Below are 13,858 nucleotides of genomic sequence, written 5' to 3'. Positions count from 1 at the left end.
ATTTAGAAACTTAGAAAGGATAGAAATCATTTTGTTTAAAGTGTTAACTGATTTTAGCATAGTGTGAATTGTGTGCATAAAGGTGCTGGTAGTAAAGTTTGGTATTTTTGTGTTCGGGCTTTGATAGCTCGGGATCAACTTTATAGAGATTGAAAGCAGCCTCGCGCGTAATCTGAATAATATCCTGGTCGGTAGCGAGATTGGCAATCTTTAACCTTGCCAATCCACTCTGTCGGGTGCCTGAGATTTCACCCGGGCCTCGAAGCTTAAGGTCTATTTCTGCAATTTTAAATCCATCATTGGTCTGGCACATGGTTTCAATTCGCACTTTGGCATCTGATGAGATTTTATTTCCCGTCATCAGAAAGCAATATGATTTTTCAGCCCCTCGTCCAACTCTGCCTCTCAGTTGATGTAGCTGAGAAAGTCCAAAGCGTTCGGCATTTTCAATGACCATAATGGTAGCATTAGGGACATTGACACCTACTTCAATGACGGTTGTGGAGACCATAATGTTGCTAATTCCTTTGACAAATCGGTCCATTTCATGTGCCTTTACATCAGGAGGCATTTTGCCGTGTACAACGCTGAACTGGTAGTCTGGTAGGGGAAATATGCGTTGAAGGCTTTCGATACCCTCTTCCAGGGCTAGTAAGTCGAGTTTTTCCGATTCTTCGATTAGCGGATAAACGATATACACCTGACGTCCTTTGGCTATTTGCTGCTTAATGAATCCATAGAGTTTAAGCCGATGAGCTTCAGTGATGTGATAAGTGGCCACCGGAGTGCGCCCGGGCGGCATTTCATCTATGATGGACACATCCAGATCCCCGTACAGAGTCATAGCCAAAGTACGAGGTATTGGGGTGGCCGTCATCACCAAAATGTGAGGAGGCAGTCTGTTTTTGCTCCAAAGTTTAGCCCGCTGCTCCACACCGAATCTGTGTTGTTCATCAATGACTGCCAGCCCGAGGTTTTTAAATCGTACAGAGTCTTCGATCAATGCGTGGGTGCCGATTAATATTTTCAAAGATCCATCGGAGAGCATCTGACTGATTTCTTTTCTTAAGGAAGCTTTGGTATTGCCGGTGAGTAGTCTGACCTGAACTGGAAGTCCATCAAGCAACTCCGAAATGGTTTGAAAATGCTGCTGGGCCAAAATTTCAGTAGGAGCCATCAGACAGGCCTGATGCCCTGCGTCTACCGCCATAAGCATACTAATCAATGCGACTAAAGTCTTACCACTTCCTACATCGCCTTGAAGTAAGCGATTCATCTGATGACCTGAGGTGACATCAGCTCTTATTTCCCGTAGCACTTTGATTTGTGCATTAGTGAGGTTAAACGGGAGCTTTTCTCGATAAAACCTTTTGAGAAAGTTTGTTTTTTCATGGAAAACAAACCCTTTTTGGTTGTGCTTTATAAACATTTTTTGCCAAACCACTGAAACCTGGATAAAAAATAATTCTTCAAATTTTAACCGAAGTTTCGCCTGATGCAGGTGTTCCTGAGTAGTTGGAAAGTGAATCTGAGTAAATGCTTCCTCCCTATCAATTAAATTAAATTGTTCGATCACACTTTGAGGTAAAATTTCATTCCATTTGCCCTTGACGATTTCAAGGGCATTTTGAAGTATTTTTGAGATTCCTTTTGAGTGGAGCCCAATGGCAGAGAGCTTTTCAGTAGTGGAATAAATCGGTTGAAGCTTGCCAAAGGAAACTGATACCTGTTCACCTTTGACCTCCAACTCCGGGTGAATAAAAGAATAGCTTCCGTTGAAGTAATTTGGCTTTCCAAACAAAACATACTCTAGATCGGGTTTTATAAATTCTTTAATCCACTTAAATCCGTGAAACCAGGTAACTTCAACCGTTCCTGTAGCATCGTAAAAGAATGCAGAAAGTAATTTTCGTCCGTTCTTGGTTTTATTTTCTGAAAGCCCCCTAAATTTACCAATTACCTGATAATCAATATCATTACTTCTTATTTCTGATATGGTATTGAAGTTGGTGCGATCTACATATCTAAACGGATAGTACATCAGAAGATGTTCCAAGGTGTGGATATCAAGCTCTTTTCGGAGCAATTCCCCCTTTTTAGGACCGACACCTTTGATATACTCAACGGGCGTTTTAGCAAGGTCAAAGTTCAAATTCTGCTGATTTTTGCAAAATTGTGTTTTTCAACTTCGATTGATTAGAAATTGTTTTAGTTTTGGAAGATATTACAAATTAAGTTGCAATCTAATCAGAAAACAATTGTGAGATATCTACTGGCAAGTATTTTTTTTAAGGTCTCAGGATGGAAGTTGAAAGTATCTGACTATAATATGATAAAAGGGACCGTAATGGTGGCAGCTCCACACACTTCCAACTGGGATTTTCCCATTGCTTTATTTGCTTTCTGGAAGATGAAGATTCCTTTCAGGTATTTTATAAAAGACACCTACACCAAATCGATAATCGGTTGGTTTTTCCGATGGACAGGTGCTATTGGTGTAAATAGAAAAAAAATGAAGAACAATCTGGTGGAATACGCTGCCAACCTTTTGAAACAAAACCACGATATGGTGATTTTAGTGCCGGCTGAAGGAACGCGTAAACGAGTTGATCGATGGAAAACAGGTTTTTACCATATTGCTCAGCTGGCCTCTTGCAATATAACGCTGGGATTTGCTGACTATGAAAAAAAAGAAACCGGAGTACTGAAAGTTCTCAAACCCACCGGCAACTTTGAACAAGATATGAAAATCATTGAGGAGACGTATAAAGACGTTAAAGGGAAATATCCGGAACTTTATAATCCCAAGATTTACTGAGTTTTTTGTTTTCCTTAAGAACTTCTCTCTGATATAAAAGGACCCCTTCGGAATTTGAAAATTTCGGTTTTTCATCAGCATTTTCAGGGGACAGATTAATAGAAAATACCACAGAGAATTACCCGACGGATGATGTACTTTTATCATAAAATTTTTCTCCCCAAAATCCAATGCCTTTTTCTGCAATGGAGTCAGAGAGAATTCTGGTCTGGCAAGAAAGGCGAAATCCGGCTTGTAGGCCGTTTTTAAAGGGAGGAAAGTTTAAACGCCATTTTTCTTGTCGGGTGGGTGGAGTATATAGTCCGTCCACAATTTTTATAGCACAGGTACCACAGGTCCCTATTCCACGGCAATTAATGATTTCAGCTGCATAATTGTGCGGGGACACCCCATGTTTGATGAGCTGATTTCTCAAGGTTTTGGATTGGTCAATTTCAATTTTTTTGCCTTTAAAGATCAGAGTGGGCATTGTAATTTTTTTATTTACGACGCTGGCAAAAAAGGAATTGTTCATCTGTATAAAGGACGGAAAGCATTTTTAAAAAATTCTACAGAATCGGCTTTGAGCTTTTAAAGAGAATTTTTGATAAAGCTTACCGCATAAAGCTGTTTCTTGTCAGCTGGTACACCCAATGAATAAAACATAATCACATTTGACCGGGCCGTAAGGCGCTTGCAGTGCCCAATAAATGAATACGCTATCTTGTAACACTTCATCTAAGCCACGTCCGATCGGGCTATTCCATCGCGTAGCTTCCTGACTCTTAAACCGACAAAGGCTACGCCCGGCAAGAAAACTATCTCGACCGGCAATCCCTGCATAATCAGGATGCCAATAGCCTCCTGATCGAAGGGCAGTAGTCCTCAGAGGCCGGACGGAGCCTGCGGGCCTCAACCAGTGCCAAAGGCCTGTGAGGGTGGGAGCCTGTTTCCGGAATATGTGCCGGTGAAGGGCAGCCCGTCTGAAGACCGCGCAGAAGTGTGAAAAAAGAGAAAAGTGAATAAAGGGAGATGTTCAGGTGCATGAAAAGGGAAGAGATGAAAGGGAAAGGCAAGCTATAGGCAATGGGTCCGGGATGGCATTGGATAGGCCGGAAATTGGGGGATTGGCGGGCTTGCGGAGCTGAGCGAGCCGGTAGTTTTAGCACAGGGAGGCCTGATGCAGGCGTGGTTTTGTGGCTAATGAAGCAATTGGAAAGCGGGTGTGTGCGGGATATGGAAGTTCAATAAGGAGTGGTTACGCGGAGGATTGTAAGGGAGTGGGAGCCGGATTATGGGTCGGATTGGTCGGTTGAAAGGTTGGAATGTGGTGGGGGTGTGGACTTGCAGGGGGGAGTACTGCGTGAGGGATGCGGAGGGCGCCCGCAGGGCGGTGCGCAGCGCAGCGGAGCACGGGAGCGAAGCGCACCCCGGAGCAGCCCGACCCCGCGCGGAAAGGCCATCAGGCCGGCGCGCGGGGGCACGCCCAAGGGAATGAATAGGAGATGAAAGAAAAAACCCGGCTTTGGTGCCGGGTGTGTAGTAAAGGATTTGCTGATGTGCTATACATGCCAGTCATCGGGTTTGCGCCAGATGCTGGAGAGGATGAGTTCGCGCATGTAAAAGAACTCTTTCGGCATTTTGTCGTACATGGTTTCGAAGAGTTCCTGGTGGGAGAGGATTTCGGCTTTCCATTCTTTGGTGTCGATGCGCATGACTTCTTCGAATTGTTCTGGGGTGTAGTCCAGTCCGGTCCAGTCGATGTCTTTGTAGCGGGGCATCCAGCCGATGGGACTTTCTACGGCTGAGGTCTGTCCGCTGGCGCGCTGGAAGATCCACTTCAGGACGCGCATGTTTTCGCCGAAGCCGGGCCAGAGGAATTTTCCGTCTTTATCTTTTCGAAACCAGTTGACGGCGAAGATGCGGGGTGGGTTTTTGAGTTTTCGGCCGAAATTGAGCCAGTGGTTGAAGTAGTCGGCCATATGGTAACCGGCGAAGGGGAGCATGGCGAAGGGATCACGGCGGACTTTACCGATCTGACCAAAGGCGGCTGCGGTCATTTCGGAGCCCATGGTGGCTGCGGAGTAGACGCCGAAGTTCCAGTTAAAGGCCTGGTAGACGAGGGGGACGGTGGTGCTGCGCCGGCCGCCGAAGATAAAGGCTGAGATGGGTACGCCGGAGGGGTTTTCCCATTCGCTGTCGATGGCCGGATTTTGGCTGGCCGATACGGTAAAGCGTGCATTGGGGTGGGCGCAGGGTTCGCCTGAATTGGGGTCATGGACTTGTCCTTTCCAGTTGATGGTGCCTTCGGGCATGGGCCAGCCGATGCCTTCCCACCAAACATCCCCATCAGGGGTAACGCCTACGTTGGTAAAGATGGTATTCCGGCTGATGGTAGCCATGGCGTTGGGGTTGGTGTGGGCACTGGTTCCGGGGGCTACACCGAAATAGCCTGACTCGGGGTTGATGGCATAGAGGCGGCCGTCCTCGCCTTCGCGTATCCAGGCGATGTCATCGCCTACGGTGGTGACTTCCCAGCCTTCCAGTCCTTTTGGTGGGATCAGCATGGCGAAGTTGGTCTTGCCACAGGCGCTCGGGAAGGCAGCGGCTACGTACTTTTTGGAGCCTCCCGGGCTTTTGACGCCGAGTATGAGCATGTGTTCAGCGAGCCAGCCTTCGTCGCGACCCATAACGGAGGCGATGCGCAGGGCGAAGCATTTTTTGCCAAGGAGGGCATTGCCGCCGTAGCCTGATCCATAGGACCAGATGCTGCGTTCTTCGGGGTAGTGGACTATGTATTTGACTGTGGGGTTACAGGGCCACTTGGTATCCTGCTGGCCGGGTTTCAGGGGTGCTCCGACGGTATGTACGGCCTCTACGAATTCGCCATCGGCTCCTAGTTTGTCGATCACGGCTTTGCCCATGCGGGTCATGATGCGCATATTGATAACGACGTATTCGCTGTCGGTGATCTGCACACCAAACTGTGAGAGGGGTGAGTCAAGCGGACCCATACAGAAGGGTATGACGTACATGGTGCGGCCCTGCATACTGCCATCGAAGAGGGGCTGCAGTATGGCTTTCATTTTTTCAGGGGCCATCCAGTTGTTGGTCGGGCCGGCGTCTTCTTCCCGGAGACTGCATATAAAGGTGCGATCTTCTACGCGAGCTACATCTGAGGGATCGGAAAAACACGCATAACTCCCGGGTCTTTTTTCCGGGTTCAGCGGTATGAAAGTACCTTTTTTGACAAGGGCATTGCACATAGCCTGGTACTCATCTTCCGTTCCGTCACACCAGTGAACTCTATCGGGTTTGAGCAATTCCTGCATTTGGTGAACCCAGTTGAGCAGTTTCTTGTGTTTTACGTCTTTGGAATAATCGCTCATTTTAAAAGTGTTTGGTTACTAATCCGTGTGATGAAAGCTGAAGCCGGAGCTTCAAATTTCGCGGCTAAGGTAAAATTGAAACCTGCTGGTAGTGCTGATAATTGTCAATTAAGAGGGATAGGTGCATGCAGAAATTTCCAAAACTTGCTGAAATGTAGGGAAATAAAAAATCCCATGGCTCAATCAGAGCTACGGGATTTTTAGTGGTGATGTGTTGTGACAGATTAAGCTTTTTGCTTGAGCAGCTCCTGGTCGATGGCTTTTTTAAATACATTTTTTGGAAGGGCTCCCGGTTGCATCATGGGCAAGCCTTCCATAGGGATAAAAAGGAAGGTTGGGATGCTTTGGATGCCAAATACTGCGGAGAGTTCTTCTTCGGCTTCTGTATCTACTTTGTAGATATCGATTTGATTTTTGTATTCCTCGGAGAGCTCTTCCAGGATGGGTGCTACCATGCGGCAGGGGGCGCACCAGTCTGCATAGAAATCAATAAGTGCGGGACGTTGACCTTTGTATTTCCACTCTTTTTCTTTTGTATAGTCAAAGATTTTTTCTTTAAAATCTTCGGTGGTTAGTTTTATGGTTGCCATTTAGTTTGATAGATTAAAATTTAGTGTAAAGAAACGATGCTTATAACAAGGATTGCGTAACTTTTGTTGCACACCTGCCTAAGGAATATTTAATTTCATTTTTTGGTACAAATGTTCCGGGCGGTATTTAGGCTGTTATTCAGGGATTAAAGGCAAAGGGGAAATGGCGGATAATGGGGTCTTTTCCGGGAATGAGCCATACGACGATAAAATCGAAACGGACTTCGTGATCGAGGTTTTTCCATTCGAGATAGGCTTCGGAAGCCTCGGCATAGTGGGTCATTTTTGATTCGTTAAGGGTTTCGTAGGCCTCAGGGACCGGATAGCCTGAGCGTGTTTTGACTTCGGTAAATACCAGAAAGTTTGCATCGAGGGATATGATATCGATTTCGGCTTTGTCCCAGCGCCAGTTTCGCTCGAGAATTTTGTGGCCTTTTTTAAGGAGGTATTCGGCTGCTAATTGTTCTCCTCCTTTTCCTGTTTTGTGATGTAGTGCCATTGCAGTGACCAGGTTTGTTGCGGGGAAACGTCGAGGGTAGCCATAGCTCCGTGAATGAAGGCTCGCTGATCGCGATGATGGCCTATATTGGCACCGAATGCTACCGGAATGCCCATGGAGGCGAAGTGATGGAGAAATATTTCGTGTACGGTGTAGCCGAAAGAAACATCGTGGTCGCGAATGGATGTAAAGGAGCCTACTACCAGACCTGCCAAGTGTTGAAAAGCACCTGCTCTCCGAAGGGCATAGAGCATGCGGTCAATGTGATACGAGTATTCGTCAACATCTTCGAGGATTAGTATGCTGTTTTTGAGGTCCGGGAAGGAGACAGAGCCCAGGAGTGAATAAAGAACAGAAAGGTTGCCACCGATCAGGTGACCTACGGCAGTGCCCGGGATACCATCGTCTCCGAAAAGTTCACCACGGCCCGTAATCAGTTGTTGAAAGATGGAATGGATGCTTTCCGGAGTGTTGTCTTTGAAATTGATAAGCATTGGTGCGTGTAGGGAAGGCATTTTCTGGCTTTGCCATAGATGAGCCAATATACAAGTGATATCGCTAAATCCGACCAGCCACTTTGGATACTTATGCAATGGGCTGAAGTCGACATGGTCGATGATACGGACACATCCGTAACCTCCTCGTGCCATAAAAATGGCTTTGATATCAGGCCGGGCAATCGCATTGGTAAGTTCTTTTGCACGGTCAATGTCTGGTGCTGACCACTGAAGGTATTTGGTAGTGAGGGTGTTTCCAGATTCTACTTTCAAACCATGTGATGTCATGATTTCGACGGCTGCTTGAGCTATGGATGTATCTATGGCCCTGGCCGGAGCATGAAGAAATACTTTATCCCCTGGCTTAAGCAGAGGGATTATTGGTATTGTCATGGCAGTATAGGTGTGCTAAAGGGATATGATACCTTCGATTTCTGAGGCTTTTTTATACCTTTCGACAACGCTTTCGGCAGAGAGCATCATTTCTTTAGCTGATATGGTGATGTATTTGCCTTTGGAAGACCTGCGCATGCTGATGTTTGCTTCTTGTGAGTTAAACAGGGATTGCACTCTTGCGATAAGTTTGTTATCGGCTGGTACGATAAATTTGAAGTAATACACCTGAGGCCAAGGCTCTTTGCTAAGCAGTTCCATGAGTTTATCGAAATTGTATTGTTTTTTGGCCATTCTCAGGAATAATTTATCTTGCAAAAATAAAAAAGACCTTCTGAACTGAAGGTCTGGAGATAGTGTGATGTAGCGGGGCTTATTTTCTCTTTTGTTTGGTTGATTGCTGATTTTGAGCGGGAGCTTGTTGCTGGTTGTTTTGAGCTGGCTGGGCTGAGCCTGCACTGGGTGCTGAAGGACCAGTACCTCGGATATCGATAGCTGGCATTGATTCCAGTTGTTTTTTTACCAGGGGTAAGATGTCTTCTCCATTTTTGAAAAAGAGCAATCCATTGCCTTGACTTGAATCAAATACATAGGTATATCCGTTGCGATTGGCCACTTCTTCAATGGCTTTTTGAGCTTTTTGGGTGAGTGGCTGGAGGAGTTCTTGCTGACGTCGAGCGAGATTTTCCTGATTTTCCTCGGCATATTCCTGGATTTTTTGTTGCATTTCCTGGATTTCGCGGATTTTTCTTTGTCGTACAAGGTCGGTATAGCTGGCAGCTTCTTTTTCGAATTTTTGGGCTTTTTCTCTGAGCTCGGTTTGCAATTCGATGAGTTCGTCTTCCATCTCTTTTCGCATTTTTTCCATTTCTTCCTGAGCCAGTTTGTACTCAGGCATGGAGCGGACGAGCTCTGTGAAATCCAGGTGTGCAAATTTTTGTGCGTTTAGTCCGGCAAGAGAAAAAATGCAGACTATTGCGGCTGATAGGGTTTTTCTGATCATGACAATTGGTATTTATGGTTTTTGTTTATAAAATTCATCTGTAGCCTAATTTATTGAGCACCTCGTCTGAAATATCAATTTTGTCGCTGAAATACAAAACGATCAAGGCATTGGATCGGTCTATCACCAGGTCAAATTTTTTTTGGCGGCTTACTTCCTGAATGGCGTTGTATACCTGGTCTTGAATGGGTTTCACAAGGCTTTTGCGCTTTTTAAAGAGCTCGCCTTCCACACCGAAATATTTGCGTTGGGTATCGATGATTTGTTTTTCTTTTTTGGCGATAGCTTCTTCGCGTTCGCGGATCATATCGTCGGTGAGGAGAACTTTTTCGGCGTTAAGAGTGCGCTGCAGGGCCAGAAGTTCGCTTTTCAGCGCCTCTATTTCGCCTTCAAACTGGGCTGAAAGTCGGTCAAGCTCCATTTGAGCCTGATTGTATTCGGGAATTTTTTTTAGGATGTATTCTGTATCGACAATGGCAATTCGCTGAGTCTGACCGAGGAGACCGCCGATTGTCGCAAAGAATATTGCTATAAAACTAAATTTCAGCAGTTTACCGTTTTTCACAAGGCAAAGTTACTCAGATTAAAATTGCTGTCCAATGATAAAGTGTGTTCTCCAGCCGGAGGGTGAGGAAAACCCGGGCATCGGATCAAATCCGTAGCCAATATCTATACCAAGCAGCCCAAACATGGGCATAAAAATTCTGATTCCGGCACCTGTACTTCGGTACAATTGGAAAGGCCTGTATTCGTTGAACGAACCGAAATTGTTGCCGGCTTCAGCAAACAACAGGGGCCAGATCTGAGCACTGGGGTTGGGAGAAATCAAAAATCGCAGCTCGGCAGTGTATTTGCTGTAGAGCACACCTCCGTTGCCCAACTGGTTGGATCCGGCTACTCCTGAGGGAACTATGGAATTGTTCATATATCCTCTGAGGCCGATAATTTCTCTGCCGTCGAGTACGAAATTCTGCAAACCATCACCCCCGACGAAGAAGCGCTCAAAAGGACTCAAACCTATGGTACGGTTGTAGGCTCCCATAAAACCCATTTCAGCGTGGGATGAAAGGACGAGGTTTTTGTAAATTTCGGTGTACCAGGTGGTATTAAACTTAAACTTGTAATATTCAAGAAGAAAGAATTTTTCCTGAGGTGTTGCATCTGTAAAGTCGCGGCCCGACAAAAGTGAGTACGGTGGGGTAAGTTTTAGCGTAAAGATGGTGTTAGAGCCTCTGGTGGGGAAGATGGGCACATCGGTATTGTTTCTGGTCAGCACAATTCTGTAGGAGAAGTTGTTGGAAAATCCGTTTCGGAAGTTGGGAATGCCAAGCTCGAAATTGTCAAGGCGGTAGTGCTGGAATTCCAAAGCTTGATAGAGGGTGAAGTAGTCGTCGGGCCAGCGGAGGCGTCTGCCAAGTCCTACTGTTAGTCCGGTAATGTTTAATGCCTGTCGGAGGGGGTCGCCGATACGGCGGCCTCCGAAGTTTTGCACAGAGTGATAGCCTGATATGGTGAGAGAATTGGGTCGCTTACCTCCGAGCCATGGCTCGGTAAAAGAGAAGGAGTAATTCTGGAAATATCTGCCTGTACTCTGTGCTCTCAAATTGAGTGTTTGCCCGTCGCCTGAGGGTAAAGGTGTCCATGCTTTTTTGTTAAAAATGTTCCTTGCGGAGAAGTTGTTGAAGCTAAGTCCCAGAGTACCGACAATTCCAAGACCACCTCCCCATCCTCCCTGAAGTTCCAGCTGACTTGTACTTCTCTCAACGACAGTATACTCAACGTCTACAGTGCCAGTTTCGGGATTTGGTACGGGATTGACATTTAGCTGCTGAGGGTCAAAAAAGCCTAGTTGGGAGAGCTCTCTCATGGTGCGTTGAATGTCGCTTTTTCTGAAGAGGTCGCCTGGTCGGGTTCGGATTTCGCGCATGATCACGTGATCGTTTGTGCGCTCATTACCTGATACCGTCACACGATTGATGGTGGCTTGTCTACCTTCCCGAATTCGCATTTCCAAATCGATGGAGTCATTTTCGATCAGTACTTCTACGGGAGTCAGATTAAAAAACAGATACCCGTTGTCCATGTAGAGCGAGTTTACGTCGTTGCCGTTGGGGTCGGCATAAAGTCTTTCGCTAAGTCGTTTAGCATCGTAGGGGTCGCCCTTTTTGATTTTGAGTACAGAATTGAGCACCTCTGATGGATATTTGGTATTGCCTATCCAAGTGATGTTTCTGAAATAAAATTTATTGCCTTCCTCTATGGCGATGTAGATATTGATGAAGTTTTCTCCTGGTATTTTGTAGATGGAGTCCTTGATAATGCGTGCATCTCTGTGGCCAATTTCCTGGTATTTATCAATTATTTTTTCCAGGTCTTCCCTAAACTTTTCATCAATGAATTTAGAGGTTCGGAAAATATTGAAGCTTCGATGTCTTTTGGTTTCTTTCATGGTTTTGCGCAGCTGACGATCGGTGAGTGCATTATTTCCGATTAAGTAAATGTCGCGTATTTTGATTCGCTCCCCTTCGGTAATGTTAAATCCTAATATCACGGCATTGGACTCAGCGGTGTCTTTTTCGGTGACAATTTCTACTGAGGCATCGAAATATCCTTTCTCTTCGTAGTATTTTAGGATTTTATTTTTTGATGTGAGTATCAGATTGTCAGTTACTACAATGCCGCGATTGAGTTTGAGTTCTTCGCGCAGTTCGTCTCTGCGGCTTTTTTTTATTCCGGTGATGTAATATTTGCTCAGTCTTGGGAGGTCTTTCAGATAAATTTCGAGATAAATAATGCGACCGCTTTTTCCGGTTACATAGATTTGGATGTCCTCAAAAAGTTTTTGTTTCCATAGATTTTTGATGGCGCGTGTTATTTTATCGCTAGGAAATGTAACGCGGTCGCCTACATTGATTCCTGCGATGAGCAGCACCAGATTATAATCCAGGTTTTCGGCACCGGCAAGTGTAATTCCGCCAATTTCATATTCTAAACCTTCGATGATGTCCACAGGCTCGCCTGACTGTGCGCGCAAAACGTTGAATTGTAAGATGTTAAAGATTAAAAAAAGCAGTGGTAAAGTCAGATTATGAGCCCGCTTATATTTATGTATTTTCATTTAGTTGTTCTGATGTTAGTCCAAACCTTCGTTCGCGCTTTTGATATTCTGCGATTGCCTGGTAGAGGTCTTCTTTCGTAAAATCAGGCCAAAGTTTTGGAGAAAAATACAATTCCGTATATGCTAACTGCCAGAGCAGATAATTGCTGATACGATACTCTCCGCTGGTTCTGATCAACAAATCAGGGTGAGGCATTCCTCTGGTATAGAGATAGTTTTCGAACACTTCTTCGGTTATATTTTCTGGCAACAAAAAGCCTCTTTGCACATCTTCGGCGAGTAATCGGGTTGCTCTCAGAATTTCTTCTTTTGAAGAATAGCTGAGCGCCAGGGTAAGCGCCATTCGGTCGCCTTCTGATGTAAGCTGAATGACTTCTCTAAGCTGCTTTTGAATCTCGTTGGGAAGCAGTGCAATTTCTCCTATGGCTTGCAGTCTGATGTTATTGTCCAGTAAAGTAGAGAGCTCTTTTCGGAGCGCTCTGACGAGAATTGACATCAGGGCTTTTACTTCGGATTTCGGGCGATGCCAGTTCTCTGTGCTAAACGCATATACGGTAAGGTATTCGATACCAATCTCTGCGGAAGCTGTGGCTATTCGCCTTAATGCATCAACGCCATTTTCATGGCCAAGGGTGCGAACCAATCCTTTGGACCTTGCCCAGCGCCCATTGCCATCCATAATGATGGCTATGTGTCTTGGAAGACGATTTTTATCAAGTGAGATAATGGTAGAATCTGATGTTTTCTTTACTGTCTTGTTTACCAACCCCGGGTGCATTTTTCGCGCGACGAAGATAGTTTGAATATTATTTTAAAATTTGAAAAGACATACCAATCGTTGTTGTTTGGATTTCCCCTAAGTCTATCTGTTGTATCATATCTGATAATGGATCTATTGCTCAATTCAGCTGCCACTGGTCCTCTGATTTCCGCAAGCTCACCAGCATCGACATAAAATCCGCTTACATCATCGAGGTAATCCGTAGCAGTACGTCGGAATCCTGTTTCCAAATACACATTGACGATGGGAGATAGCGCAATGGTGTAACCAAAGCCAAAGAGGATAAAACTACTGGTCTCTGGATAGATCCCAGTATTGCTGAGGAGAGTTCCCTGTCCTTCTGTACCGAGGGGTCTCAATTTGACCCAGCGGTTTTGGTACCAGGCTTCCGGATAAAAGGCAAAGATTCCATATCCTAGAAAGATAAATGGGCTGTGGTTTTCTCCCTTTTTGAGCGTGACCGGGAAAAAATTGAAGTTTACTCTTCCACTGGCTTCGTACACAAAGCTTCGGAAGCTGAGATTTCTATTTTGCCTCCATTGGATGCTGCTGAGAGCATCATCATTTGAAACAACTCCGTAAATACCTGACAGCTCAATGGAATAATGAGGGTCAATGCCGTAAATGGCACTTGCACCGATGTTGTAACCTTGCGGTACATGGATGCCATAATGCCCCACATCTCCGATGAAATGCGACATTCCACCGGTAAAACCCGCACCTATAAATTGCCCAATGGAGGCTTTTGAAATCGATAAAAACAGTGTAAAAGTCTGAATAAATTTTTTCAT

General features: G+C 45.4%; 12 protein-coding genes and 1 pseudogene. 1 reads left to right on the top strand and 12 read right to left on the bottom strand.

Annotated features, from left to right (window positions below):
- Positions 1 to 43 precede the first annotated feature (43 nt).
- Positions 44 to 2,155 (bottom strand): annotated as a pseudogene (gene recG, locus DES35_RS00230) (ATP-dependent DNA helicase RecG); the annotation flags it as partial.
- 174 nt (positions 2,156 to 2,329) lie between these two features.
- Between recG and DES35_RS00225 the strand changes: the two are divergent.
- Positions 2,330 to 2,818 (top strand): 1-acyl-sn-glycerol-3-phosphate acyltransferase, encoded by a 489-nt coding sequence (locus DES35_RS00225; protein WP_125039385.1) that lies wholly within the window; start codon positions 2,330 to 2,332, stop codon positions 2,816 to 2,818.
- 118 nt (positions 2,819 to 2,936) lie between these two features.
- Here DES35_RS00225 and DES35_RS00220 read toward each other — a convergent pair whose 3' ends face one another.
- From DES35_RS00220 to DES35_RS00165, 11 genes are all read right to left on the bottom strand, one after another.
- Entirely contained in the window at positions 2,937 to 3,287 is a 351-nt protein-coding gene (locus DES35_RS00220) for a 2Fe-2S iron-sulfur cluster-binding protein (RefSeq protein WP_037359791.1), read from the bottom strand.
- Between the two features lie 1,072 nt (positions 3,288 to 4,359).
- Entirely contained in the window at positions 4,360 to 6,186 is a 1,827-nt protein-coding gene (locus DES35_RS00210; protein WP_114365497.1) for a phosphoenolpyruvate carboxykinase (GTP), read from the bottom strand.
- A 224-nt stretch (positions 6,187 to 6,410) separates the two neighbouring features.
- Positions 6,411 to 6,776, bottom strand: coding sequence for a thioredoxin (gene trxA / locus DES35_RS00205; protein ID WP_037359591.1), 366 nt, complete (start codon positions 6,774 to 6,776; stop codon positions 6,411 to 6,413).
- A 139-nt stretch (positions 6,777 to 6,915) separates the two neighbouring features.
- On the bottom strand, positions 6,916 to 7,275 hold the full coding sequence (locus DES35_RS00200) for a YraN family protein (RefSeq protein ID WP_037359594.1): 360 nt from the start codon (positions 7,273 to 7,275) through the stop codon (positions 6,916 to 6,918).
- The gene (locus DES35_RS00195) at positions 7,233 to 8,165 is read right to left on the bottom strand and encodes a S66 peptidase family protein (RefSeq protein WP_037359596.1); all 933 of its coding nucleotides are present in this window, start codon (positions 8,163 to 8,165) and stop codon (positions 7,233 to 7,235) included. Before DES35_RS00195 ends, DES35_RS00200 begins: the two co-directional genes overlap by 43 nt.
- Before the next feature lie 15 nt (positions 8,166 to 8,180).
- On the bottom strand, positions 8,181 to 8,459 hold the full coding sequence (locus DES35_RS00190; RefSeq protein ID WP_037359600.1) for a DUF493 family protein: 279 nt from the start codon (positions 8,457 to 8,459) through the stop codon (positions 8,181 to 8,183).
- A gap of 79 nt (positions 8,460 to 8,538) precedes the next feature.
- A complete protein-coding gene (locus tag DES35_RS00185; RefSeq protein ID WP_037359603.1) occupies positions 8,539 to 9,168 on the bottom strand; it encodes an OmpH family outer membrane protein in 630 nt (209 codons plus the stop codon).
- 34 nt (positions 9,169 to 9,202) lie between these two features.
- Positions 9,203 to 9,733: an OmpH family outer membrane protein gene (locus DES35_RS00180; RefSeq protein WP_037359606.1), complete on the bottom strand. Its 531-nt coding sequence runs from the start codon at positions 9,731 to 9,733 to the stop codon at positions 9,203 to 9,205.
- An 18-nt stretch (positions 9,734 to 9,751) separates the two neighbouring features.
- A complete protein-coding gene (gene bamA, locus DES35_RS00175; RefSeq protein WP_114365496.1) occupies positions 9,752 to 12,286 on the bottom strand; it encodes an outer membrane protein assembly factor BamA in 2,535 nt (844 codons plus the stop codon).
- Positions 12,273 to 13,052: an isoprenyl transferase gene (locus DES35_RS00170; RefSeq protein WP_235183081.1), complete on the bottom strand. Its 780-nt coding sequence runs from the start codon at positions 13,050 to 13,052 to the stop codon at positions 12,273 to 12,275. Before DES35_RS00170 ends, bamA begins: the two co-directional genes overlap by 14 nt.
- Positions 13,046 to 13,858 carry a DUF6089 family protein gene (locus DES35_RS00165; protein ID WP_051889362.1) on the bottom strand — a complete coding sequence of 271 codons (813 nt, stop codon included), beginning with the start codon at positions 13,856 to 13,858 and terminating at the stop codon, positions 13,046 to 13,048. The genes DES35_RS00170 and DES35_RS00165 overlap by 7 nt, the downstream gene beginning before the upstream one ends.

The organism is Schleiferia thermophila (assembly GCF_003337435.1).
In the GTDB taxonomy this organism is placed as follows: Bacteria; Bacteroidota; Bacteroidia; order Flavobacteriales; family Schleiferiaceae; genus Schleiferia; species Schleiferia thermophila.
Note: the sequence above shows the minus strand (reverse complement) of the source record. Positions and strands in the feature narration are given on the sequence as shown.

What these genes read in the sequence shown, in the direction of transcription:
- DES35_RS00165 (WP_051889362.1), bottom strand. Translation starts at nt 13,858, where the DNA reads ATGAAAAAATTTATTCAGACTTTTACACTGTTTTTATCGATTTCAAAA.
- DES35_RS00200 (WP_037359594.1), bottom strand. Translation starts at nt 7,275, where the DNA reads ATGGCACTACATCACAAAACAGGAAAAGGAGGAGAACAATTAGCAGCC.
- DES35_RS00190 (WP_037359600.1), bottom strand. Translation starts at nt 8,459, where the DNA reads ATGGCCAAAAAACAATACAATTTCGATAAACTCATGGAACTGCTTAGC.
- DES35_RS00225 (WP_125039385.1), top strand. Translation starts at nt 2,330, where the DNA reads ATGATAAAAGGGACCGTAATGGTGGCAGCTCCACACACTTCCAACTGG.
- DES35_RS00195 (WP_037359596.1), bottom strand. Translation starts at nt 8,165, where the DNA reads ATGACAATACCAATAATCCCTCTGCTTAAGCCAGGGGATAAAGTATTT.
- DES35_RS00220 (WP_037359791.1), bottom strand. Translation starts at nt 3,287, where the DNA reads ATGCCCACTCTGATCTTTAAAGGCAAAAAAATTGAAATTGACCAATCC.
- DES35_RS00185 (WP_037359603.1), bottom strand. Translation starts at nt 9,168, where the DNA reads ATGATCAGAAAAACCCTATCAGCCGCAATAGTCTGCATTTTTTCTCTT.
- trxA (WP_037359591.1), bottom strand. Translation starts at nt 6,776, where the DNA reads ATGGCAACCATAAAACTAACCACCGAAGATTTTAAAGAAAAAATCTTT.
- DES35_RS00210 (WP_114365497.1), bottom strand. Translation starts at nt 6,186, where the DNA reads ATGAGCGATTATTCCAAAGACGTAAAACACAAGAAACTGCTCAACTGG.
- bamA (WP_114365496.1), bottom strand. Translation starts at nt 12,286, where the DNA reads ATGAAAATACATAAATATAAGCGGGCTCATAATCTGACTTTACCACTG.